We start from the raw sequence: 24452 nt of genomic DNA on the forward strand, positions 1-24452 counted from the left end.
CGTCTTATAGGTCAGCCGATGCGTTGCCCATTGACGCGGGCCAGACCGGCCACACCCCGCGGTGTCGGAATGGAGCCGAACCAAACCTCTTTCCGCACGTCGAAGGAAGTCCGGAAGCCGCCGCCATCGATAGAGTGGGTGGCCGAGGTGATGCGGTAGAGTCCGCTGAATTGCTCGCCGAGGCCCTTCAGGTCGATCACCCGGCCGGCCTTGATCGCCAGGTTTCCGACCGTGCTCCCGCTGCCGGTCAGTCGGTTGTTGAGCCGCGGCACCAGCTCGCTCAGCAGGGTCTTCGGCATCGTCGCCGCACCGAGCGCGTCGACCTTGAGCACCCCGCGCGACTTCTCCTCCCCGAGCACGTCCTCGGCCGAGAGAAAGCCCGGAAAGACCTGCAGATCGAAGGCGGCCCGGTCGAAGTCCCAGCCGAGCACGACGGTCAGCTCGGTCTTGATGCTCGCGATCCAGATCTTGGTCTGCACGCCGGCCACCTGGCCGACGGTCGTCAGCCGCGGGGTGAAGTCGGCGAGGGAGCCGCCCCAGGTCAGACTGACGCTGGGGGTCAGGTCGGAAAGCGGGAACTGGAAGCGCAGCACGAACCCCTGCGGGTCTGCGGTGTGGTCGATGTAGACCTCCCACCCGTTGTCCTTGGCGATGCCGGACAGGAAGTCGAAATCACTCTGTGAGCGTTGCACGCGTACGCCGCGCTGCGCCTCACCTGGCGGGGTCGTCGCGTAGGCCAGGAGCATCGTCAGGAACGACAGCGCGGCACCGACCGGATCGACGTCGGGGATCAGCAGATTGGTGGCTGCCACGAACGACACGACGGCCGGATCCGGGATCGGGAACTGCCCGATGGTCGGGATGTCGATCTGAAACCCTCGGTCCTTGGTCCCGGTGGTCAGCCGCTGCAGGAAGTCGTGGGCGACCACGGTGAGGGTCGGCATACCCCCGCCGGGGAAACTGGCGCTGACACCGGTGATCTCGCCGACGAACACCTTCTCCAGCGGGTCGGGGGCGTAGCCGAGCGACAACGTGAACCGCTGGTCGACCTGCATCAGCGGATGATCAAGCCAGCGCAGGTCGTCGTTGGCGACGGTGATCTCGACGCGGTCGGCGCCCTGGATGCCGTCGGTGTAGCTGATCCGTGTGATCGCGCCGCGCAGGGCGGCCGGGATTCGGGCGCCGCCGATCTCGATGGCGAACTCGGGCGCGTAGGTCGAGTAGCGAGTCATCAGCGCACGACCTCACCGGACTCGGGATCGTGGAAGGGCAGTGCTGGGACCCGCAGCTGCTGTCCGACGGTGATCGCGCGCGGGTCGGCCAGCGCGTTGGCCAGCGCGATCGGCCGCCAGACCTGAGGGTCGTCGTAGTGCAGGCTCGCGATCCGGCTCAGCGTCTCGCCCTGTGCGACCATGTGGACCTTCGAGAAATCCGCGGTCTGCCGGTCGACCTCCTTGGCCTCGCGCTCGGCGTCGATGAACCGGTTGAACGTGACCGAGACCCGCGCCCGGACCGGCCGGCCGTCGTCGGCGAACATCTGGAACTTCTGGTTGGCGCGGGCCAGTACGCACCGGAAGTCCAGCGAGCCCCACTGCACCCGCAGCACCGGCGGCGCATGCAGGTCCTTGTCGATTTCCATGAGCGCGACGAGCTGGTTGATCTGGTCGCGCACGTCCTGCTTGATCAGGCTGTCGGTGTCCCAGGTGTCGAAAAGCAACTCCATGTCGAGGGTCTGCATGTTGCCGTTGACAAACTGCAGGATCGGTCCAGAGAGACCGGGGATGGCCTGGCTCGCGATCGTGTTGTCCCGATTGAGGCTGTACTCCTCCGGGTTGAACTGCATGAACAGCTCGCGGCCGGTATGCTCGACCGTCAACTTCAGCTTCTCCACCGTCGTCTCCCCTCAGAACGCCCGTCCGAACCGCTCCCGGTGCGCCACCAGGCGAGCATCGAGGCGGTCGACGATCCGATCGGTCAGGCGCTCGAAGTCGAGCATGACGGCCGGTTCGGCGACACCCGCGTGACGCGATGCGCGGGCGCCGGGGACCGTGGGCTCGGCCGGGTGGCCCGCGGGGACACCGCCGGGGCGCGACGCCCCGGGCACCCCGGCCGTGGTACCGCGCTCGTGGACGACGGCGGGCTGCCGAGCGGGTGGCTCCACCCGGCGGGTGCTTTGCACCAGCCGGACGACGAGCGCGTCGGCGCGGCGCCGAACCGGCCCGCCCACTCGACCGGCGGCAGGCGAGGTCGCCCAGGGCGGGGCGGGACGGTGGACGGTTCGCACACGGGTCCGCGGCGGCATCGCGATCCGAGGTGCGGACCTGGCCAGCGCCACAGTCGGGCTCGACGACAGAACGGTCGCGCCGGACAGCACCGGAGCCAGCGACGGCGACGGTCGAGGCCGCAGCGCGAACGAGCCCGCGGTGTGCAACAACCCGACCGGTGCATCGACGCGGGACCGTCCGGCGACCCACCACTCCGACGTCGGGTGGATCGACAGGTGCAGACGGATGGGGACGGCGAACCACGACCGGGTCCCCAGTGCGCCGGCCGCGGAGCGGTGGCTGGCGCACAAGATCAAGCCGGCCGACCGGTGCCACGGCGTGTGTCGCCGCCTGCGCTCGACTCGCTCGCGCGCCCAGGACCGCCACCGCCCCTGCGCGGCCCGGCGCCGCCGCACGGCTTCCGCGCGCGCCAACGGGGCGAAAGCCACCCGTGACGTGCCGTTCACGGCGTGCTCCCCTCGTTCCGAATCTGGTTGATGGCCGAAATCTCGCCCACCCACCGGCGCCGGTCGGCGTGCTCCATCTGCATCACCGAATCGACCGACCAATGGAAGTGGTAAGCAATGAAGGCCACCTCCTCGTACAACGTGCCGAGGGGGTAGCCTATGATCCCCCCGTCCCGTTCACCGCCAGTGTGAAATCGTGCTCGCAGCGCGGGCAGGACACCTTCTTGTCCGCGCTCTCCGATTGGTTGACCGTGTTGTACAGGTCCTGCAGGAACGCCAGGTCCGCCGCGTAGAGACCTTCGATCACCTTCGGGTTGACCTGCCCGAGCGAGCCGAGCGAGGTGATCACCCGGGCCAGAATGATGACGATGAGGTAGGCCTCGTTCTGCTGTACCCGTGGGTCGCGCAATGGATGGATCTCGTCGGCCGCCGTTGCCAGCCGCATCGTTCCTTCGCGGTGCAGGGTGCCGTCGTCGTCGACATAGCCCAGCGGCAGTGTGAACGGGTGCTCGGTGCGGAACATCGTTACGCCCGCTCGATCCGCTCGTGGGCGAGCTCGAGGGTTTCGATGGCGACATCGGTGCTCTTCGCGCTGAAGTCCGTACCGTCCCATTTGGTCGGCCAGGCCTCGAAGAAGTTCCATCGCATCTTCTCGGTGCCGTCCAGGTCTTTCAGAATGATGCTGCCGTCGCGCCGTGCGATCTTCCCCTTGGTGACGTCATGAAACCAGTCGTACAGTTCGCGTGAGTCGGTCAGCCCCCATTTCAGGGTGATGTTCGGGTATTTCGTCGGGCCGGGCAGCTTGCGGTTGGTGGTATTGTCCCCGCCCTCCCGGTACTCGATCGGGTCGGCACTGGCGCCGAACCCTGAGCAGTCGGTGAAGCCGGCCTGAGTGATCCCGTCGATCTCGACGAGGAAGTTGAAGTTGCGGTACGGGTCGACCCGCTCTCCGGTTGCCATCGTTGCCTCCGTTCGATCAGGATGCCGGGATTTCGGGGAACTGCGCGATGCGGAAGATCACGAACTCGGCGGGCTTGACCGGAGCCACCCCGATCTCGGTGATCACTTGCCCGATCTCACGGATGTCGGGCGGGTTCGTCGACGCGTCGCATTTGACGTAAAACGCCTGCTCGGGGACGACGCCGAACAACGCCCCGTCCCGCCACACCCGCGTCAGCAAGCCGGAGACACTTCGAATGATCGTCGCCCAGAGCGGCTGGCTATTCGGTTCGAACACCGCGAACTGGGTGCCCTCGTCGATCGACTCTCGCAGGAAGATCAATAGCCGCCGAACGTTGATGTAGGCGATCTTCTCGCTGTCGATGCTGCCGAGCGTCCGTGCCCCCCAGACCAGAATCGATCCGTTGAGTTGGCGGATGACGTTGATCCCGTTGCGGTTGACGAGGGCCTGCTCAGCCTTGGTGACCTGGCGGGCGACCCCGATCGCACCCCGAACGCCCTCGTTGGCCGGGGCCTTGTGCACCCCGCGAGCGTTGTCGACGCGGGCATAGATGCCCGCAATGAACCCGCTGGGCGGAAGGTTGAGCGTCCTCGCAGTGTCCGGTGCTTTCGGCTCCCGGTTGGCCACCGTGATGTACGGGAAGTAGATCGCGGCGTAGTCGCTCTTCCCGGGGTCGGTGCCGTCCAGCTCACCCTTGATGGCCGCGTCGGTGATCGCTGCGGGATTCGGTTGCCCGTCGATGATCGCGAAACGGTCTTGAAGCGTCTCGCTGGCGCAGTGGTTGATGATCTCGGCCTGCATCGTAGTGTCGAGGAGACCCGGTGCGGCGACCAGTGCGATCTCGTCGATCGCCGCGAACTTCTCCAGGACCGGCTCGATGTCGGGGACAGCCCCCATTGCCGTGACGCGGGCGACGTAACAGGCCGACCCGCCGTTGAGGAAGAAACCGTAAACAGAGTGGGCGAGCACCTGGTTCGCGGGCGCGACCGGATTGACGGAGTCCCACTCCTGGAAGTCTCCGAACGATCGTGTGTAGTCGTCGAAACTGGTGAGTAGGACCGGTTTCTGGGCCTCGGCCACCGTCAGCCTGCCCTGACCTGTCGGGTCGGTCGGATCGAGCGGCATAATGATGTCGTCGGGCACGATGCCGATGAACGCGGCCGTGCTCGTTCCGACACCGACGATCGTCGGAGTAAGGGGCGTCTCCTCGACATAGACACCGGGGGCCTCGTAGGTGGGCATCTCCGGACTCCTTTCAGCAGGTCGGCAAGCGGGCGTGCGGTCGGTGGGACGCGGTAGCGCGCTAGGGCGGAAACGTGATGTCGTAGTCGTTGACCGCGGCGGCCGGAACGGTGATCTCCTCGGCCCGGTCGACGTGCCCCGGCGCCGTTGCGCGCAGCGTGTGGGTGCCTGCATCGAGGCCGCGGATCCGGAACCGGCCGGCGGCGTCGGTCCGCGCAGGTCGTCGGCCGTCCACCGTGACCGTCGCGCCGGCGATGCCCCCGGCCCCGTCCCGCACGACCCCGCCGATGGAAAAGACGGACTCGCCCCGAGTAGCGGGGTCGAGGTCGTCCTCGAGCCGCACCTCCCGGGTGGTCACCGGCGGCCCCTCGGATGTGGTCACCCCCACGTCCATCGCGATGGTGACCACCAGATGGAACGACGCGCGGGGCGAGACGCCCAGCGCGGACCAGAACTCGCCGAGACTCTTGCTGTCGTCGGACTGCGCGACCCACATCGGCACCGCGAACGGCTGGCCGACCATCGCGTTCTGCAGGTACGTCTCGGGGATGGTGGGGAATCTGCTGAGTTTGAGCAGCCCGTCGGCCAGGATCTTGCGTTCCTCGGCCACCCCCGCGGCGCCCGCCTCCTTCGACCAAGCCGTCGCGAGGTAGTCACAGTCCATCCGCAGCGGTGGGGTACGCCGGACGAAACTGGGGCCGACCCGCTCCAGGATCGGTACCGGGTTGCGAAGCACCCGGTTCTCCCGCACGCCGTACAGGAACAGGTCGAACGTCGGATCGTCGAACGTGGACGTCTTGTCCGGGGGCGCGAAGCTGATGGCGACGCCGGCCATCGTCGGCACCACGGTGGCGTCGGTCAGAAGCTTCGCGAGGGTGAGATCGAGGTCGCCGAACATCAGTCACTCCACCCGAGTACGGAGGCGTACGGCCCGACGTCACCTGGCGACAGCACCCGACCGGTCTTGCGGTGCTCCCGCCAGGTGGCCCGGATGAGGTGCGGCATGCCGATCCGGCCGCCGTTGGCCGACGCCAGGTAGGCCGCGGAGACCACGATGTTCTTGATGTTGCCGCCGGCCAGCCGGAACTGCCGCGCGAGAAAGTCGTAGTCGATCTCGTCCACTGGCGCCTGCGGCGGGATGAACTTGCGCCACATCCGCGCGCGGTGAGCTTCGTCGGGTATTGGGAATTCGACGACGAAATGCAGCCGTCGCAAGAACGCGGCGTCGAGGTTCTCCCGCAGGTTCGTTGCGAGGATCGCCACGCCCTCGTACTTCTCCATCTTCTGGAGCAGGTAGGCGATCTCGATGTTCGCGTAGCGGTCATGGGCGTCGCGGACCTCGGAACGCTTACCGAAGATGGCGTCGGCCTCGTCGAAGAACAGCACGGCGTTCGCCGCCTCCGCGGCCTCGAAGATGCGGTGCAGGTTCTTCTCCGTCTCCCCGATGTATTTGCTCACGACGGTGGCGAGATCGATGGCGTACAGGTCGAGGCCGAGTTCGCCCGCGATGACGTCGGCGGCCATGGTTTTTCCCGTCCCGGATGGCCCGGCGAACAGCGCGCACGTCCCACTACCCAGCGGGAGCAGTTGCTCGAATCCCCACTCCCCAAGGACCCGCTGCCGCTGCCGGACCCTGCCGACGATCTCGGACAGCTGCGCGGCGGTGTCGTCCGGGAGTACGAGGGCGTCCCGGGTGTGTGCGTGCTCGATCTTGCGCGCCAGTCGGGAGAGCTCGTGCCCGGCCTGGATGCGGAGCGCCGCATCGTACGGGCCGGCGAGCTCGGTGATACCAGTCCAGTCGGCCCGGTGACGCATTGTCGCCACCGCCTCGCGGATCTGCGGCTCGGTGAGCCGGTACAGCCCGGCGAGGCTGCCGACGACGTCGTCGTCGGCAGTCAGGCCGGCACCGGCCAGCGCGTCCTTCCAGGACCGGAGCCGGATCGGTGCCATGGGCGCCGGGAACGAAACGGTCACGACACCGGCCGGCGGTAGACCCTCGGCCGTAGCGGGCACCCACGCGTCGCGTCCGGCCACCACAGTGAGCACCCGGGAGTGGGCGAGCTCGGACGTCAGCGCGGAGCGGAGCCGGTCGCGGACGTCGCCGGGCACCTCGTCCAGCTGCTTCAAGAAGATCGCTGTGCCGCGGAACCAAGCCTCGCGGAACGCGACGCGGACGGTCTCCGCGATCGGCGCTTCCGTCTGTGCTGCCCTGGCGAGATCCACGACCAACAGCGGGCAACCGAACGCCCCCGCCAGGGCAACTGCGGTGGCCAGCTGGCCGCAGTCCGCAGGACCGTGGAGGTACAACCGCGGGGGCGGGTCGACGATGCTGCCGCCCTCACCCAGGTGTGGGAGAGTTGCCAGCGTTTGCGGAGGAAGGGGCAGGTCGGCGACCGGCCGCCCGACCTCGGCGGTGTCGACGACGTGCGCGCAGTCGGCCAGCCGCGGATCGAGCGTGGACTCGCCGATGAAAAGCCGCAGCACCTGACCGTCCACCTCGAGCGAGCGGGCCAGCAGCGGTTGATGCGGCTGGGCCGGGTCGGCGACCAGGTGCAATAGCTCATGGCGGCGCAGCGGTGCGTCGGGCGCCACCCGTGTGCGCGCCGCGATGCGCGCCTCGGCGTTGGTGCACAGCAGGTGCAGCGCAAGATCGAGCGTGGGCCGGCGCTTGCTGACGTCGTCCTGCAGGTAACCGCAGAGCCGCTCGTAACGCAGGTCGATCTCGGGGGCGGCGGCAAGCACGAGCAGGTCGAGGTCCAAGGGCACAAGTCCGAAGTCAGCGGCCAACCACTCGAGGACCTGGCCGTGCGGCCCCTCCGGGGGATCGGTGGCCAGCACCGGCTCACCCGGTTCACGCCGCAGTAACCGCTCGATCTCGTCCGGTCCGATGACGAGCCCGCGGTAGGGGTCGGTCGCCGCGTCCGGGCCGAACGCCTCGGCCGCCGCGTCGACCGCGGCGAGCAGCAGGGTGTCGAGCCGCCGCAGGGCCTCGAGCAGCCCCGGGCCGGTCACCGCTCTACCGCCTTCGTATCGGCCATCCGCAGGCGGTCGCAGATCCTGGGCCGGCACACGGACGGGGCCACGTTCGCTGTGACAGATCGTCGGACGTCGACGAGCCTGGCGACTGCCTGGCGCTCCCCTGGCTGGACGTGCGGGATCTGCCGGAGCCAGGTCTCTGCACTGCTCATGGCCGCATCGCCGCCTCACGGACCGCTGTGATCAACGTTGTCGGACACAGCCCCCCGAGCGACGCGCGCTGGGGTCGCAGTCGCCACACCGATCCACGTTCGCCGTCGGCGAGCACAGTCAGGACCGAGCAGGTGTTCGGTGCGCCGAACAGCTCGGGGCGCTCCGCCAACATTTGGTCGTCTTCGAGCTGCCAGATCACCACGTCGGGTCGTACCCAACGCACCACCCTGACCAGCCGATGCCACCTGCCGTCCGACAACTCCCGTATCACCCGCATGTCCGGCAGGCCCGTCAGTGTGCTGCGGATCAGGTCGCCGAGGATTCCGGAACAGCCCACGAGAATCACCCGGGTCTGTCCGGCCTTGAGATGGCTGGGCATCGGACTCACTCGCTCGACCTGACACTCGTGTTCCAGCGACGCTGAAGTTCGGCGACCCGGTCAGTTGTGAGTGCGGTGTAACTCGCCCTCAGCCGGTCGACGGCGCGCTGAGATTTCGCGACGCTCTCGTTAGCTTCACGCACCTTCTGCTGCGCGTCGGACACTTCGTTCCAGTCGTCGGTGAGAAGATCCCGATACGCATCCAGGGCGGGCAGCAGGTTCTCGAGCTCGTCCGCCTGGCGCACGATTTCGCTGTAGTTGGCAAACGCGCCGAAGGCATCGTCCTTGTCGATCGAGGCTTTCAGCGTGCTCTGCAACGTGGCCAGTGCCCGGACGGGGCCTTCGAAGGCTTTCGGCAAAGAAAGCCGTTCGGACAAAGACTTGCTGGCCTCGGTGAGCTGCCGGTTGGCCGACTCCGCTTTCTGCGTATCGGTCTGCAGGCGTGATTCCGCCTCATGTAGCTCATTGCTGACCTGGTCGATTTCGGTTGCAAGTTCTTGTACCAACTGCCGGGCGGTCGGTAGCTGACTACCCAGCGTGGTTTCGATGCAGGCCAGCTTGTCTTCGGCAAAGCGCCTGGTTGTTGCGATCGCCTTCGGATGGTCGACTCTTGCGTAGTCGGCGTCGGCCTTGTCGATGTCGCCCCGGTACTTGGTCAACGCCTCGATGGCGGGCGTCAGGGCCTTGATTTCGGCGCTCAGTGTGTCGGCCTTGGACTTGGCATCGGCCACTTGCTTTCGCAACTGTTCGAGCACGGTGTCCGGATCAGAGGTGCTCTCCGCACCGTGCAGGACCCTGTTCTTGGTATCTGCGTCGGCTGTGGCACTGTCAGCGCCGGGATCGTCGACCGTCATTTCGCCTCCCAGCTGTCGACGCGGACGCGTGCATTCAGTAAGGCGCAGGTGGTAGGCGGTCCACAATGAACCGTCTGATCCACTCAAGAACCACAGGATCCGGATCTTCCTGGTCTATCGACAGCACACGACTGCGCCCTTCGACGTGGATCCGGATCCCGCTGCGACCGACTCGGAAACAGGAGTGAACCGACAGTGGTGCTTCGATGACAGATGCGCGGCTGTAGAACCGGTACGGATGCGACTGAAGGGCCGCTACCTGCCCAGCCTCGAATACGTGACCACCTCGGCGCGGCGCTCGACTCCGAGCTTCTCCAAGATGTGATGCACGTGATTTTTGACGGTGCACAGCTCGATGCCCAGTTGCCCGGCGATCTCCCGATTGGCGAGGCCAAGCGCGATCAGGTTGACTATCTCCTTCTCTCGCACTGTGAGCCGAGCCAACGGCCGCGCCGTTTGGCCCAGTTGAGCCAGCACCGCAAGTCGTCGCATGAGAGCTGCAGAGATCTGCGGTGAGCACACGGCCTCACCGCGTGCGACGGCTCGTATGGACGCGACTAGATCGCCGAGAGAACCATCCCGGGGCACATACCCGGCGACGCCCGCCTCGGCACAAGCCACCACATGGTCTTCGGTTTCCGGTACTCCGAGCGCTACAACCTTAGCCTCGGGCACGACACGCACGAGCGTGCGCGCGGTCTCAGAACTGTCTTGCACGGACATGTCGAGTAGAACAATATCCGGCGAGAATCGACGTAGTTGAGCCAGGCAGCCCCTGCCCCCCTCCGCAGCTGCACCTACCGCAGCGACGTCCGGTAGCTTACCCAGGACTTCCTTCAGGCCTTCGCGGTAGAACCGGATCCCCACGATGACAAACAGACGTAACGAATCTGACGCCCCAATCTGCTTCACGTCGCCCCCAGTGAGAATTATCTCGCGTAGCCGGTGCCTCTTACGTGAAAGTCATCAGACCTGATAGACAACCCGAGCGGTCGGCATGTCTTGCACGATATGCCCGACGAGCGAGCCGAAACTGCCCAAATCGGCACAGGGCAATATGGCCATTCGAAACCCCCGTTGCGCACCCTAAACACCCTTGATTATCCTCCTCATGTCAAATCTGTTTTCCACAGCAGGCGCTGTTCCGAGTTCCATCACCACCAGCCGGACTCGCCGACGCGTTGTAGCAGCGAGATCTCGGTTCAGCGGCCGATGGCCGGCCGCACGTCAGACCTCCACGGAAGATGCTGAAGGTGAGTGACAATGTGCGGTTCGGAGGCGATAGCCGTCGGCTATCACTTGCGGAGATGGCGTTGAATCGTTTTGTACGACACGGTATTCGCTCCGAGATCGTCCAGGACGCGCAGGGCATCGATTTTCGAGGTCGGTTCGAGGATCCGGGCGATGACCAGGTCCTTGAACACCGTGTCGCCGAGAACGTCGAAGCCGAGCCGGTCGTAGACGAAGGCGAGCACGCCGTAGAGCAGCCGGGCGCTGGTGCGCACGGTCCGTCCCGGGCCGGTGAACTCGCCCCTGGTCGTCTCCACCGCCGGGCCGGGTAGCTGTCCGGATCGCCAGTTGGCGACATCGGCGATCTGCTCGACAGGCGTCGGCACGTCCAGCTCGAGCGATCCCTTGATCGCCGTGTAGGGGATGTCGGGCTCGTTCGAGCAGCATGCCCAGCTCGACGTCGGTACGGGCGGACCTGACGTGCGCGACGATCTCGTGCCGGCGGCGGTGTTTGGGCACGACCTGCACCGCCCGATCGTACCCGCTTAGTGCCCCGATCCGCCTCACCGAGGCTATGAATGCGCAGGTAGCAGACCTGGCCACCTCTCTACCCGTCAGTAATGTCCTAACTCAGGTCGAAGACCGATCTGCGGGGACGGCCGATGTTCCACCGCACCCGCGACGCGATCGAAGCACACCTGACCATCGTGTTCGCGGCATTGGCAGTCGCGCGCTGTGTTCAGGACCAGATCGGCGTCGCGATCGCACGAGTGGTTAAGCAACTGCGGTCGCTGCGGACCTCGACGATCGCGATCAACGGCGGGGATGCCCGGTACCGATTCAGTGAGCACCTTTCGATCACAGGAAGTATTGGCACACAACCATTTCCGCTTCGACCATTCGAGCCGGGGAAGGTCGGGTCCGACCTGTACATCGCGGGGGTGGATGGTCATCCAACCCTTCGACTGCGTCGACCTCTGCCCGCACTGCGGGCACACGCCGACCTCCAGGGGGTCGGTGCCGAGCCGGACGATCCGGCTGCCGTCGTCGACGCGCCGCACCGATTCGACGACGCCGCCGTCGAGATCGAGCAGCAGTGTACCACTACTGTGGAGCATGCCCGCGTTCCTTGCTGGTCTAGTTGCCTGAAGAAGACCCAGCTCACAAGGGCGCAGGCCCTTTTCAATCACCGACACGGCACAGGGTCGGACGACCTCACGCCCCTAAGAACTGCGAAGAGCCCGAAATGATCATGGTTGCTGGTAACGACAACGATGTTCCACGCGCTACGCGAGACGAGGTTGTCGGGTTGATTCGGAATATCCGAGTCCTGTAACCCCGCAAAGGAACCCAAGGTGCCATTCGTGCTCGAGTACGCGAGTGACGATCTCGGGTACCTGTCCCATCACCGACGACGCTGACACACCGCTGGGCGGCACGCCCGCACAACGGTCCTTGTGGGGCGTGCCGCCGAGTAACTGCGGTCCCGACAGTAGTTCCGGTCAGCGCAAGGGTCACCGAACATCGTCGACGCTATCCACGCGCGAGGTGTATTCCATAACGAATGGACATACGCGACTACGGGACCGCGCGCTTGGCACCTCTCCGCCTGGATCCTGCGAATTCGAAGGTGAGCCCGATATTCGGTCAAACAGCACAATTCCGATTTCGGTGGCGATGTGTACCGAAATTGGCGCCGACCGTCGCATCGCCCCTGATCTTCAACATCCAGTGGTGTGTCGTCAGACTTCGCCGCATCTGGCAATTTTGGTTCTGTCCCAGGGAGGGTCAGCTCGCTGCCGAGCGCGATGCAATCTGGATACAGGCGAACATCAACCCCGCAACAAATATGGTGCATTCCTACGATTTGCTCCATAATCCGGGACGAGAAAATCGATCGGTACTCGCCGGAACACTGCCCGGACGGGATGAAACACGTAGTCGATTACTCGTGCGGGCCCTCGCGCCGAAGCGGATGATCGGAATCAGATACTTCGGCTCCCCTGATCTGGAGGTAAGAATGGCTGAGTCGATTACACCCGCCAGTAAGGTCATTGATATCCTGAGCAGCGTCGATCCGTTCCTCTGGGAAGTACTGACTCAGCGATCGTTGGGGCTCAGACCACCGATCAGTGCACAGCGCGCACCGCGAACAACGGAAGGACCGCTGCCCGATCCGTGGAGCGCATCGAATACGCGCGTAACCGCAGAAGACCTGGACCTGCACGTACAAGTGGCCGCACTCGAACTGGTCAATCGCATCGTCGATGCATCATCAACCGTATCCATGCAGGGCGGCGATGGGGCCGCGATCATCTCGCGATCCGTCAAAGAATGGGTTGCGATCGACGATGGCGACGGGACCGGGAAACTTCCACGGCACGTCTTCCCAAAACCGTGGGCAGTCCCATTGCCACGCCCGCCCCGCCCGAACGAAGTCGTTCAATTCAAACCGGTACTCGCGGCGGCAGCGTTGGGCTTTAGCTCGCTGCGCGAAGGGGTGCAAGACGAGGGCTTACGCGCCGCCGTGGACGACGCAATCGACGTGTTGATTGAACGCGCCAACAGAGCTCCGTAAGCGATACCTCGGCACACATCGCGCACCTTGACCAACCCGACGCGACAGTGTCGACCCCCGGCTTCCTCGATAGTGCCGGCACCGGCGTACGCCACTGGCAGCAGCGATTCTGGGCGCGGCGACTACCGGGCGAAAGGGGACCTCTGGCCAGGCACAGCCCAGTCGATCGCTGCAGGCAATCATCCTATGTCGTACCGATGCGAACGGACCCGCTGGTTGTCGACGTTCCCGGCGTGAACGCCCACAGGGCGCACCCGCTGCAGCGAAGTGCACTGGACATCACGCTCTGGATACCCCAAACACCGTTGTTTGGGCCAGTTCTTACGAACCAACCGACACGGGCGGAGCGACCAATGGCAGGTCGACGAAAATTCCAGCTCGCTGCCGTCGTCATCGGCGTCGCAGTCAATGCCGGGTGCGATACGTCCCCGGACGGGGACGTTGCTTCTCGGCCATCCCCGGCGGCGAGATCTACCACGGATTCAGGCGTCGACGCCCGATCCGACGGGGGCCAAGGCGCGGCCGAACCTCGGGTGCCAGGTCTTCCCGGACCCAACAACCCAGGCCGCGTAGCCCCGGCACCGTTCAAGATTCCGCCTCCCTCCCAAGGGGAGGGCAGTCCCTTCAGCCTGGTACCGGGCTATTTCGAAAACGTCGTCAGGACCGCCTGTGGTGGCGCACTCTGCGTCAACGTGGTTGTACAACACGTGGACGGAGAATGCGAAGAGGAAGGTGGCCTGTTGTTCAAAGGCACCGACCCACCAAAGCAACCCACTGGTGAAGTCGATGAGTACGGGAGGCCCATCTACAGCATCGTCGTTTATCCCGGGGATACGCTGACGCTTCTGACCATGTGCTCGCCAGTGTATTCATCCGAGGAGGAAAACACGCTGAATCCTAGCGCGGAACCGCGTGTGTCGACCCCAGATACCGGCATACCCCCGTCGACCCCGGATACCGGCACACCCCCGTCGACCCCGGATACCGGCACACCCCCGTCGCCGTTGGATACCCCATCCCAGTTGCCGGAAGATGAACCAATCGGCTGAGGCGAGACCGCCAGATGGATCGTCACCCTTCACGGGGTTCTCCCGGGTGGCGAGAATCTTCGGTGAGTTCGTGGCGCCGACAACTTTGCTCACTGCACTGCTGTTCTACTTCGGCTGGGCGCATGTGTACTGGTTCTTCGACTACTTTGGTGTCGATTCGACGGTGCTCGAGCCGAGCATCCGCGAGTACATCATGCGCAGTGTCGATGCCCTCTTCGTTCCGCTGATCGCTATTGCGGTCAGCGGAACCGTCCTCATAGGGGGTTACCTCGCGCTTCCCGAAGCTATCCGTCGCAGTCGGCACGCACGCTGGCACATCGTTGCCCTCACCGGCGCCGGGATCGCGGTCCTGATCAACGGACTGAGCCGGATCTTCTTCGCCACACCACTCAACAGCGGTCTCGTGGTGGCTCCTGTTTGCATCATCGTGGGGGTCGCGCTGCTCTGGTCTGCATCGCTGCTGCGTCGCAAGCGCTGGCGAGAGGCAGACCCTGCCCTGCCGCCGCGATCGGAGGCCTCCGTGCTCACCGAATGGGTCGTGATCTACATTCTGGTAGGGCTCAGCTTGTTCTGGATCGCGACGGACTATTCCGTGGCCGTAGGCCAGACCAGGGCGCGTGAGGCGGCTGCCCAGTTACCGGCACGCCCTACCGTCCTTGTGTACAGCGAACTGGATCTGCATTTCTCCCGGTCTGAGGTTCGGAAGATCGCCTGTGGGCCTGACTCCGACGTTGCCTCGGCCTACCATTACCGTTACGACGGACTTGTACTACTCACCACGATCGGTGACCAGTACGTTTTGCTACCCCGGACATGGTCACCCGGATACGGTGCGGCCATCGTCCTACCGAAATCACCGCCGGGCGCTATCCGATTCGAATTCGTCTATCCCAGTGCGACGGTCGAGCCCGGTTGTTAGCAGTGCTTCTTCGTCGTAGCCGTGTCGCAGTGCCTCACGGATCGCCAACGACCGCTCGTACCGTGAACGCCCTTGCCCGTTGAGTAGTGGCGTGACCGGACAGCCGGCCGAGGGCGATCGCATAGCACACGTTCTCGCTGTAGGTGGACTCCACGAGGTGACCGTGGCTCACCCGCACGCACAGCGGGTCGTTGCACTTGTGCTCGCACCACATCCGGGCCGAGGGGCCCGGGCACCAGCTCCACCGATAATCGGTGCGCGAGCATCGTGCGTTGCCGATTCTCACGTTGGAAGTTGAACGCTGTAGCCGTCGGGCGCACTGATCGCCCCCGATCCAGTACCAACACGCCGGTGACTTCACCACCTTCGTCCACTCCGAATAGCTCGAGCACGGCTGCCCGGCTTTGTTGACCCAGAGTGGGATGGGGGCGAATCGCAGCCTGTAGGGGTAGAGGAACACTCCCCCTTGCCCGCAGGTTCCGACCACAGATCGTCGTGGGATCCGAGTCGTTCGTCGAGCTCGTCGAGCAGCGTGAACAGTCGCTTGGCGAGGGCACGTTCGGACGGCGAGGTGATCGCGTCGAGGGAGGATAGCGGTCACCGAGATAGCCGGCGAGCGGATCGAACGGAGAGCGCGAGGCGAGAGCGAACAGCGCGAGCGAGACGGCTGCGGTCAGGGGGTTCGCGAACAGTGCACGCCGGGTGATCATCCGGGCGATTCCCCGGCCACGGCGGCGACGAATGCGGGGTGTCGTGGGCTCTGACACGGCCGTTGCCGGTGGGGTGACGGTGGTGGTCATGACCGAGTCCATTCCCGCAGGTTCCCCCACGGGCCCCCACGAGGCACCGTGACTGTGCGGCTCCAGAACCGGGGTGCTACCTGTGTATTCGGTGTCCCTGGAGACGTAGGCGTGGTCGAGGAACACGAGCATCACATAGCCGGGATCCGCGACGTAGGCCGACTGGACGCTGCGGTACTGCGCGGCGCGCTCGTCGGGGTCCGTGGTGCGGCGCGCCGCATCGAGGGCGGCGTCTACGGCCGGGTTCACATAGTCGGAGGCGTTGTCGTACGGCGAGCCGACGCCGTCCTGGGCGTAGCTCGAGTGCAGGGTGCTGTAGATCTGCGGATCCGGGTCGTAGGCAGGTCACCGCCCCGGAACGTCGCGCGATCGGTTGGCCGAACCGACGTGCCGGTGGCCTCTTCGACAGGCAGCACCATCGGTACACGGTGCACGGGCGCCGGTCAGCGACCCGCTCCGCTGTAATACCCGCGCAATGTCCGGCGATGGCCAGGTGCAGGGACAAGCAGGTATTCGAGTCGAAGCGATTGCGGCTTCATTGTGAAAGTGAAGGTTATGAAGGCGATTGCGGCAATCGGGCTGATCTCCATGGTCCTGTTGATGACCGGCTGCTCCGAGGGTGGCGATGCGAACGACGCTGCGCCGACGACCACGACCACCGCGTCCGTCTCGACGCCGCCGTCGACGACCGCGCCGACTACCGCTTCGGCGGCATCGTCGACTGAGTCGGCACCTGCACCTGCGCCCGTCTCCCCAAGCGCAACGGCAGCTGTGGTGGACACTGTGGACGAGCCCTATGTCGTCGAGTGCCTGGACGGCACCCCCGGCCCTGCACGGTGGAGCGACGGAACCTTGGCGTTCTCCCAGTGGTGCTTCGACCAGCTAGGCGGAGACGAGTACCTACGTCAGGAGCGTGAGGCCAACACCTTCGAGTGCGACGGCAACGTCTGTCGCAACCCCTACACCGGGGGCTCGTATCCCGATCCACAGGCACAGTCCCAGCAGTCGACGGCGGACAAGCAGATCTCGTGGTGCGGGACAGACAAGAACATCTACAACCGCGGAACGACATTCTACACTGACGGCACCTCGTCGTCATGGACGCAGTACTGCGCCGACCAGTTCGACTCGGTCAACAACCCGCCTCGCCCCCCGGGAACGAACGGCGGTGGCGGAGCCGTCGCAGGACCGTGCCCCGCTGCCGACGAAGGCGTGATCACCTACACCCCCGATGGCCGAAAGCAGCAATGCTCCAACGGCCACTGGGTCTACATCCGCTGACTTCCCAAGCGAACCCACGCGGTCAGGAACCGCTCGAATTGTCGAACAACCACCGTTCGAACAGATCCGGACGCAGGCTGCCTGCCTCCTGCGCCCACCGAGCGAGCAGGGAGCAGTACCGCTGATACGTCTCGGCCGGCCAGCCCTTCTCGGGATGCAATGAGGTCCACCCGATGTCGACCAGGGCGGCTGCGACGCGGCTGTCGAGGATCAACGATGGGTGATCCGGTGCCCCAGCCCCGGCGAAGTACAGGTACTTGGTAAAGAACGCCGGGCCGAGATGGGCGATCGCGGGGGTGCCCTGCGGGTAGAGGGTGTCGTAGGCCCTTTCAGGGTCGCGGTGGGACAGCTGCGCGGCCGTCCGCAGCGCCAGTGCAGATGCGGAGCGGTCCCAGGCGACCGAATCCATCCGGTTGAGAACCTGCCGCACCTTCCCGCCCGCGCCCCACGCGAGGATGTGCCACAGCAGGGCGAGGGTATCGGTGGGAGAACCCGAGGAGGCGGCAGCGAGCGCGAAGATGTCCCCGCGGGTGATGACGGCCCTGCCCTGGTCGATGCGTTGTCCTGTGCTATCCCGTCCGACGACGGGTCCTCCGGGAAGGCTACGCTCGTGCAGGGCATCGTTCCACCAGGTCAGATTGACGGTGATCGGGTGGTCGAGGATGGCCTCGCGGGGATGAGCAGATTTCACCCATGCCAGGCATGCCTCTGGCGGTTCGACGGTGCTCAGATCGGTCGGTGCCATGGCCTGATCCTGCCCGACCACCACGGTGGAATGGGGGATCCGGCTGCCAGTGTCCCCCCGGCTGGGCCTACAGGGCGGCTGCGCGGCGTTCGTCCAGGCTCTGCGCCGACGCGGGGTATTCGGCGAGCATGTAGGCGCGGAACCGTGCCCAGTCCTGGTCGTCGGCGAGCGCCCAACCATCCCGTACATCGGGCAGACCTCATGGTGGCAGGACCGGCACACGATGCTGCCCATGGAGCCTTTGGTAAAGGCGTCGCAGCACGGGTCAGGTGGTAGGCGAGGCCCACGTAGGCCACGACGTGGGTGGTGTCGTCACGGTAGATCTCGACGATTCGGTCGTGGCGTTCTGCAGGGGCCTCGGTCATGGGAATCCTCCATCGAAAGCGATATGGGGCGGAACATCTCCGAGCGTCCGCGGCGATGCCGACGGTGTTGCAGCAGGTGATGACGAAGACTGTCGTTAACCGAGGATCCACAACCGCTAGACCTGTCGGACAACGCGATCACCCGGACCTCGCGAGCGCCCGCCGAGACTATTCGCAGGTAGTGATCACTGCATACGCGCTAAGTCAGGGTGGAGCGCACATCGATCGTCGCGCGGAACCAGCGGGCCAGGTACTCGTCGGCCATCAACTTCGGATGGGCCTCGACGTAGCCGACGAACCAGCCGGACAGACCGTCCCAGATTCTGTGGTCCCCAGGTGCGGTGAGGCTCCAGCCGAGTTCGTGGAGGGTCCAGTGCGCTTTGGCGGAGTTGCGCAGCATCGAGGTGCTCACCCAGTTCGGTTCCGCATCCGCGCCGCCCCGGGCGACCGGAACCAGATGATCGATGGTCGGAAACAACTCCCAGAACGCGAAGTGCGACTGTGACATCTGCCAGTTCGGATGCGCAGGGAACTCTTCCGGCAGGATCAGCGACAGCGTGCGCAGGGCAGCCGGGTGCACGAGCTTGGTGCCGCTGTAGCGATCGAGGAAGCCGTCCCGGTAGAACACGCGCAGGCATTGGCATTCGGTGTACTGACGCGAGTTCTTCGCCACCGGGCTGAAGGGATACTCACTACGCAGGATCTGCCGGCCCTGCTCGAGGTCACCGGCATCGATCGCGGCCACGGTGCGAACAAGAATATCGGCCTTGTCGCCCTCGATGACAGCAGGATCCGGAACCGTTTCGGCAGATCGGGATTCGGGATTCGACACATCTTCGATCGTAGAACCACTCCCAACTACTCACCCTCCGCACATCCGGCGGGAAGTGCCAGCGAGCTCGGTGGATGAGTACCGATATTGGTCACCGTGATCGCGGCAGGCGAGTTGCTCCACGAGTGCACGCTCTCGCACCTCAGACCCCGACAATCTGTCGGGCCTTTGTCGCACAATGCATCCATGCTCGCTCGCCGCACAGGTCAACGCGTGTTCCTGGCCGAAGGTCGACCATGGAAGGACGCGGTGATCGCTTATCTCGAACCGCGCTCGCCCTATCGACCGTGGCTGATCCCCTCCGCTGTGGCCGCGGGAGATCTGATCATCACTGTTCTCGACACCGACCCCCGCACGGTGCTGTGCGTGGAGCTCATGGGCCCCACCCGGCGCGGAATGGTTCTCGAGGTCGTCGAGGAGAGTCGGCTGACGCTCCCTCCGGTGCCGGACATCGAGGCAGCCCTGTCGATCCCCCTGCCGACCGCACCCGGCCGGATCGACGACGACGCGGCCGACCGCCTGCTCGAAGCCCTGTCGGTGTACGAGGAGCGATTCGGCAATCCGCCGAGCCCCTTCACCGATCCGCATCGGCACGACCGGCCGCTTTCGTCGGCCCACTCTGCCCGGGTCCTGCTCGAATCCGGCGGCCTCTGCGCTGCCTGTGATAGCCGGGTGAACCTGCGCGGCGCCGCCGCTCGTGAGCGGGTCCATGTGCACCTCGCCGACGCACACGCCGTCGACGAACAGTGGTCGGACCGCTCGGCCGCGCTGTGTACCCAGTGTCACAAGGCAATGACCGGCGGAGGATTCACCAGCTTCGTGGAGTACCGGTTCTCGCTGCAACCGACGTGCCCGCGCTGCCAGGCATGTCGAACCCAGGAGGTCGTCTACGGCATGCCACCGGGGCCAGGGTGGCTCGACGACAAGCCGTGGTTGGCGATGGGCGGATGCGCCATCGGCCCGGATTCGCCCCGATGGGGATGTGGCGTCTGCGGCTACCACTGGCACTACAACGTCGATCGCCGCTTCGGCGACGAAGATGATCCCCACGCCGGCGATTATGTCGTCGCGCATTTGTTCAACTTCGACGGCCGACGCCCGCACATGCATCCGCCGGACGTCGAGGACCCACACGAGATGCAGATCGGCACGCTCATCATCGAGGACGTCGATTCGGCCTGGGGCGGGTACACGCGTTACGCCGTGCTCCGTGACGACGGGTGCCTGAGGGAGCTCGAACCGGACACCATTGTCGCGCTCGGACGGGTGGATTCCTGACGAACCGGCAGGTGGGTGCGCCGGTCAGCGCCGAGATTCGATTCTTGGGACGACTCGATGGCGTTGCGGCCGCTGTCACAGCACCATGCGCTGGTGTCGGGCTGGACGGCACCTGCCCCCGGCTAAAAGCAGATCTGATCCCCGGGATCGACGATGTGAAGCGCGGAAGCCCGCGCGACCGCGAAAGACATTCGTATAGTGCACAAATGACCGGTGAGGCGATTGAGTCGATCTTTCTCGACGGCTACGACTGGCCGGTGCCACTGGTGGTGAGCACGTCGGTCTCGAAGTCGTTGGCACGCGATCTGCAGCTGTCGGACTGGCGCGCGGATGTGGGTATCTCCGCGCTGTTGGGGCTGGCCACACGTTCGTGTCAGCCGAGCGATGCAGCAGCCCGGTCGTTGCTGGCGGGACAATTCGGCATGCCGCAGGAGAGAGCCAGGGCGGCTGTCGCCCTGGGCCGATACCTAGTCACCGACAACCCGGTCAACAACCATCCTCTGGGGTATCTCGCGGCGGTGAAACTGAGCGACCCCCGTGCGCGGCGGCTGTTGGAACTGTACGCCGGCCGCACCAGCGACGACGGAATGTCCGCCGCGAAGATCAACTACACCCGGGTTCGTGCCGTTCGGACCGGGCAAGATGTGCGCAGGCTCGCGAAAGCTGCCGCATCCTCTCAGGACGCACCCACCATGGCGGTCACCGCCGCTCTGCTGGCCTCGTCGCGTCTGACAAACGAGACCGGGACGACGGAATTGCTGCACGACGCACTGACGCAATCGGTGGCGCACAATGCGATGGCCACTGCGTTGGAGCGGCGCCGTGACCGCGTACTGGCCGGTGCGTACGCGTTGTCGGCTTTGGCCGTCGAAGGCCTCGCTATGGGGGATCTCGCCTGGAACGATGCCGCACCGTCCTGGCGTTTCGACGCCGCACCATGGCTTCTGCCTCTTCTCGACGTCGAGGACAGCACACCGCTGCGGCAACTCCTCGACAGCGCAGCACATCTCGGTCTCGGTTTCGTGTCGGTCGGCACCTCCCGGTCCCAGGCGGAAGGCGATGTCGACGAGACCGCCGAACAGGAGCTGTTGGATGCGATGCTGCACCGCGTCAGTCATCTGGCAGCGGCAGGCCTGCTCACCAAGGTTCCGGACACCCCGTTGTGGTTCGACGGTGGTAGCGACGGGCAAGTTCTGCTGGTGGTTGCCGACGACGATGCGTACGCGTGGGTGGGGCGCGCAGGAAAAGGGGTGTTGGTCGGGTTCGACCTGACTGATTTCGTCGGACGATGTCTCGACGAACCCGGGATCCGCACCGCGCTGGCGATGGCCGTCGCGTGGTATGTCGACGGGGCGATAAGCCTGAAGAAGCACTCGACCGCCGCAGCGTCGTTCACGCGCCGCTCCGCCGGCACTCCCTCGATCTATCGCTACACTCCTACCTCGTCGTTCAGGCGGCACGTCACAGACGTCGCGTGTGGCCGCAGCACCCCACCGCGGCCACACGCGGTGACCGCGCACATCCGGCATCTCGGACCGGAGAAGGAGCCGTCGGAGGACGCCGTCGATCGCGCCCCACGGCACCTACGGCGCTATATGGGGCCTCACGACACGTACGTCAGGGGCTACAGAACCGGCGGTGCCACCGGCGCGGACGAGCTGATCACGCGATTGTCGAAGTATTCGATGTTGGCCGATGTTCTCGGAGAAATGTCCGACCAACAACGAAGTTGACGACCCGAGAGTGGAAGCACACGGTCTTTACCGGATAGGAATTACTCGCTGGCCATCTCCGGTGCCACCGGATCGTACCCGGTGGCAGTAGTCGAGGTCCTCGGCTCGGTCCGCAGCACATCCGCCTTCGTACTCGCTCGGACTTCTGTGCGTGCTTGTCCAGCATGTTCGACCGGAACTCACGGGCGGCACCCCTACTCCCCCGGCTCGACGCTGCGTCGCGGGCAGGGCCCTCAGTCCTGATCGTCCAGCGATGCGAAACGAACGTCCCGCCAGAATTCGCACAGCAGGGCCAACGATCTGTGCTGATCCCATTCTCGCAGCGCCGTCACATATCGGGCATGTTGGGCGGTGTCTCGTTCGACGCTGAGTTCGAGGACGGGAAAGTCCAGCCGCCGCATCGCTTCGGCGACCATCACTCGGACCGCTCTACCGTTGAAATCCTCGAACGGATGCACGTGCAGTGCCTGCGCCTCCAGGTAGGCGAGGGCTTCGAGTTGAAGCTCGACGTCGCCGGCGCAATAGTCGAGTCGGCCGGTGAAGCTGTGGAACAGCTCCCGCATCTGTCGGTCCACATGGATGTGTTCCGGCGGATAGTGGCCTCCCACCCGGACCGGCTTGGTGCGCCACCGGCCGGCGATGTCGGGCATCACGTCGATCAGGATCCGGCGATGGAACTCGCGGAGCAGATCCACGTCCATCGCTTCGTCGGCGAAGTGACCGGAGGCCACCTCGTCGAGCAGCCGGCGCAGCGGCTCGGCGATCAGATCGGCGACCTCGTGGTAGGTCTTCGTACCGAACAGTGTCTCGAACTGGCGGGTGCTGCCGGTATCGACCGGCTCCGTCGGCTCACCCACCGGCCACCGCTGCTGCGCGGATCCGTGCGTGCACGATCAGTGCGACCCCAGCACGGCCCGCTGACGCTGCCGTGCCTGCTCGATCCACCGGTCGGACACCGGCTCGCCTTCCATCGCCATGCTGTGGATCACGTGATCGACCACGGCGGCGCGCCGCCGATAGACCTTCTCCTCGGTGGGCAGCGCACGCCACCGTGCGACCAGTGCCCGAACGTCGCGTGTGGTCACGGCGTGCTCCCTTCCGTCTCGATCCGGTTCGCTGTCCTCCATGATGGCAGCCGGTGGCGACAGCGAGCAATCGAGACGGGCTCTGCCGGCCTGCGGACGTTGTGCGGACCGCTGCGCTGTCGGCGCCGTGGTGTAGGTACAGCTGGACGACGAGACGGCGGATGTGCCTATCGCGCCCACCGAGGTAGGGGGATCTCATGGTTGTGCTGCTCACGTTCAATGTGCTCGGAATCGTGGCCGCGCTCTTCTGTGCGCACCGGTCGTATCGCCGGTACGGCCGCCCGGCTCGGGCGGTGGCGGCCGGCGTCGGAGGGCTTCTCGTTCTTCCGCTGATCGTCGTGGTGGCGGTCGCGGCGGCCACCCCACGAGCATCGCGTGTTGGGTAGCGGAACAACGAGTAATCGCAGTTCAGGACGTATTTCGAGTGCAGTGATCGAGTAGAATTGATCTTGAAACATTCACGGATTCGGGGGAACTCCGCCCAGGGTCGGGCGCAGTCGAGGAGGTCGCGTGGCGGACGAGAACGCCAACCAGGACACGTTCGGTACCGAGGATCAGGAAGGACGAAATGGCTCCGCAGAGCGAGGAATTCATCGCGCAGGTCGAGGGAATCGACCTGACGATCGCGGCCGAGACCAGGCGGATCCTGGTCGAGTGGCTGGGAATCGACCCGGCGACCGAGCAGGAGCAGATCGACCGGGAAGCGCTGCGCCTGCAGCAGATGACCGAGGACGCGGCCGAGCAGTTCGAGCAGGCGACCCCGACGACCCCGGACGCGACGTACCAGGACGCGGTACGCGCCAAGGAAACAGCGTGGCGGGCAGCGCGCGAGATGGTGCTCGAGGGCGAGCTGTATCCGCAGGTGACACCGGAAATCCGGGCAGCGCAGGAGGAGTTCGAGACGGTTCTCGATCAGCGGATCGAAGAACGTTGGGGGGTAGCCAGGACAGCGCAGGATCCCGATCGGTGGCGGACGCTGAACGTGAAGCCGAACCCGGTGGCGGTGCGAGTGGTCGAACGAGTCTGGCTGGGCAAGCCGGGGTGGTTCCGAACGCTGGCGAAGTCCCTGATCGCGCAGCGGATCGAGGACAACCAGCCGGTGCCGATGACCTCCCGCGATCCGCTGGCGGACGAGCTGGCGGCGCTGATCGAGGACGAGATGCGGCGCAACCCGCCGCAGGACCCGGATCTGCCGTTCTGA

At 65.4% G+C, this 24452-nt stretch carries 22 protein-coding genes and 3 pseudogenes; 7 read left to right on the forward strand and 18 right to left on the reverse strand.

Features of this window, described 5'->3' with window-relative positions:
* Window positions 1-11: 11 nt before the first annotated feature.
* The 13 genes and pseudogenes from A4U64_RS26730 to A4U64_RS29285 all read right to left on the reverse strand — a co-directional run.
* On the reverse strand, window positions 12-1232 hold the full coding sequence (locus A4U64_RS26730; RefSeq protein ID WP_065923617.1) for a phage late control D family protein: 1221 nt from the start codon (window positions 1230-1232) through the stop codon (window positions 12-14).
* On the reverse strand, window positions 1232-1891 hold the full coding sequence (locus A4U64_RS26735) for a CIS tube protein (protein ID WP_232334223.1): 660 nt from the start codon (window positions 1889-1891) through the stop codon (window positions 1232-1234). The genes A4U64_RS26730 and A4U64_RS26735 overlap by 1 nt, the downstream gene beginning before the upstream one ends.
* Before the next feature lie 12 nt (window positions 1892-1903).
* A complete protein-coding gene (locus A4U64_RS28370; protein ID WP_157127628.1) occupies window positions 1904-2161 on the reverse strand; it encodes a hypothetical protein in 258 nt (85 codons plus the stop codon).
* Window positions 2162-2727: 566 nt separating this feature from the next.
* Window positions 2728-2871, reverse strand: a complete 144-nt coding sequence (locus tag A4U64_RS29100) for a DUF6760 family protein (protein WP_335740044.1) — start codon at window positions 2869-2871, stop codon at window positions 2728-2730.
* A gap of 17 nt (window positions 2872-2888) precedes the next feature.
* A complete protein-coding gene (locus A4U64_RS26745; protein WP_065923619.1) occupies window positions 2889-3254 on the reverse strand; it encodes a phage tail assembly protein in 366 nt (121 codons plus the stop codon).
* A 2-nt stretch (window positions 3255-3256) separates the two neighbouring features.
* Entirely contained in the window at window positions 3257-3691 is a 435-nt protein-coding gene (locus A4U64_RS26750) for a phage tail protein (RefSeq protein ID WP_065923620.1), read from the reverse strand.
* Between the two features lie 16 nt (window positions 3692-3707).
* The gene (locus A4U64_RS26755) at window positions 3708-4934 is read right to left on the reverse strand and encodes a phage tail sheath family protein (RefSeq protein WP_065923621.1); all 1227 of its coding nucleotides are present in this window, start codon (window positions 4932-4934) and stop codon (window positions 3708-3710) included.
* A gap of 61 nt (window positions 4935-4995) precedes the next feature.
* Window positions 4996-5832, reverse strand: coding sequence for a Pvc16 family protein (locus A4U64_RS26760; RefSeq protein ID WP_065923622.1), 837 nt, complete (start codon window positions 5830-5832; stop codon window positions 4996-4998).
* A complete protein-coding gene (locus tag A4U64_RS26765) occupies window positions 5832-7946 on the reverse strand; it encodes an AAA family ATPase (RefSeq protein ID WP_065923623.1) in 2115 nt (704 codons plus the stop codon). Before A4U64_RS26765 ends, A4U64_RS26760 begins: the two co-directional genes overlap by 1 nt.
* Window positions 7947-8118: 172 nt before the next feature.
* Complete coding sequence (locus tag A4U64_RS26775; RefSeq protein WP_065923625.1) at window positions 8119-8502, reverse strand: hypothetical protein; 384 nt, start codon at window positions 8500-8502, stop codon at window positions 8119-8121.
* Window positions 8503-8507: 5 nt separating this feature from the next.
* Window positions 8508-9356 carry a hypothetical protein gene (locus A4U64_RS26780; protein ID WP_065923626.1) on the reverse strand — a complete coding sequence of 283 codons (849 nt, stop codon included), beginning with the start codon at window positions 9354-9356 and terminating at the stop codon, window positions 8508-8510.
* 255 nt (window positions 9357-9611) lie between these two features.
* Window positions 9612-10268, reverse strand: a complete 657-nt coding sequence (locus A4U64_RS27995; RefSeq protein ID WP_084648737.1) for a LuxR C-terminal-related transcriptional regulator — start codon at window positions 10266-10268, stop codon at window positions 9612-9614.
* A 327-nt stretch (window positions 10269-10595) separates the two neighbouring features.
* Window positions 10596-11162: pseudogene (locus A4U64_RS29285) on the reverse strand (IS1634 family transposase); the annotation flags it as partial.
* Window positions 11163-11221: 59 nt separating this feature from the next.
* Between A4U64_RS29285 and A4U64_RS28965 the strand changes: the two are divergent.
* Window positions 11222-11407 (forward strand): annotated as a pseudogene (locus tag A4U64_RS28965) (IS1634 family transposase); the annotation flags it as partial.
* Here the strand turns inward: A4U64_RS28965 and A4U64_RS28970 are convergent.
* Window positions 11405-11751, reverse strand: a pseudogene (locus A4U64_RS28970) (transposase family protein); the annotation flags it as partial. The pseudogenes A4U64_RS28965 and A4U64_RS28970 overlap by 3 nt on opposite strands.
* 525 nt (window positions 11752-12276) lie before the next feature.
* Between A4U64_RS28970 and A4U64_RS28975 the strand changes: the two are divergent.
* The 3 genes from A4U64_RS28975 (at window position 12277) to A4U64_RS26805 (ending at window position 17213) form a co-directional block, all read left to right on the forward strand.
* Window positions 12277-13164, forward strand: coding sequence for a hypothetical protein (locus A4U64_RS28975; protein WP_232334224.1), 888 nt, complete (start codon window positions 12277-12279; stop codon window positions 13162-13164).
* A gap of 1095 nt (window positions 13165-14259) precedes the next feature.
* On the forward strand, window positions 14260-15132 hold the full coding sequence (locus A4U64_RS26795; protein ID WP_065923629.1) for a hypothetical protein: 873 nt from the start codon (window positions 14260-14262) through the stop codon (window positions 15130-15132).
* Between the two features lie 1355 nt (window positions 15133-16487).
* Window positions 16488-17213, forward strand: a complete 726-nt coding sequence (locus A4U64_RS26805) for a hypothetical protein (RefSeq protein ID WP_157127629.1) — start codon at window positions 16488-16490, stop codon at window positions 17211-17213.
* Window positions 17214-17235: 22 nt separating this feature from the next.
* On the opposite strand, the gene A4U64_RS26810 is transcribed toward A4U64_RS26805, so the two are convergent.
* Window positions 17236-17958, reverse strand: coding sequence for an 8-oxoguanine DNA glycosylase OGG fold protein (locus A4U64_RS26810; protein ID WP_065923739.1), 723 nt, complete (start codon window positions 17956-17958; stop codon window positions 17236-17238).
* Between the two features lie 564 nt (window positions 17959-18522).
* Window positions 18523-19155, reverse strand: a complete 633-nt coding sequence (locus tag A4U64_RS26815; protein ID WP_065923632.1) for a hypothetical protein — start codon at window positions 19153-19155, stop codon at window positions 18523-18525.
* A 249-nt stretch (window positions 19156-19404) separates the two neighbouring features.
* Here A4U64_RS26815 and A4U64_RS26820 point away from each other — a divergent pair, with 249 nt between their 5' ends.
* Together A4U64_RS26820 and A4U64_RS26825 are read left to right on the forward strand one after the other, a co-directional pair.
* Window positions 19405-20433: a hypothetical protein gene (locus A4U64_RS26820; RefSeq protein ID WP_065923633.1), complete on the forward strand. Its 1029-nt coding sequence runs from the start codon at window positions 19405-19407 to the stop codon at window positions 20431-20433.
* A 206-nt stretch (window positions 20434-20639) separates the two neighbouring features.
* Window positions 20640-22166 (forward strand): hypothetical protein, encoded by a 1527-nt coding sequence (locus A4U64_RS26825; RefSeq protein WP_065923634.1) that lies wholly within the window; start codon window positions 20640-20642, stop codon window positions 22164-22166.
* Between the two features lie 233 nt (window positions 22167-22399).
* On the opposite strand, the gene A4U64_RS26830 is transcribed toward A4U64_RS26825, so the two are convergent.
* Both A4U64_RS26830 and A4U64_RS26835 read right to left on the reverse strand, forming a co-directional pair.
* Entirely contained in the window at window positions 22400-23023 is a 624-nt protein-coding gene (locus tag A4U64_RS26830; RefSeq protein WP_065923635.1) for a Fic family protein, read from the reverse strand.
* Window positions 23024-23059: 36 nt separating this feature from the next.
* On the reverse strand, window positions 23060-23251 hold the full coding sequence (locus A4U64_RS26835; protein WP_065923740.1) for a hypothetical protein: 192 nt from the start codon (window positions 23249-23251) through the stop codon (window positions 23060-23062).
* 568 nt (window positions 23252-23819) lie between these two features.
* Here A4U64_RS26835 and A4U64_RS26845 point away from each other — a divergent pair.
* A complete protein-coding gene (locus A4U64_RS26845) occupies window positions 23820-24452 on the forward strand; it encodes a hypothetical protein (RefSeq protein ID WP_065923637.1) in 633 nt (210 codons plus the stop codon).

This window comes from Rhodococcus sp. WB1 (assembly GCF_001700945.1).
GTDB lineage: Bacteria > Actinomycetota > Actinomycetes > Mycobacteriales > Mycobacteriaceae > Rhodococcus > Rhodococcus aetherivorans.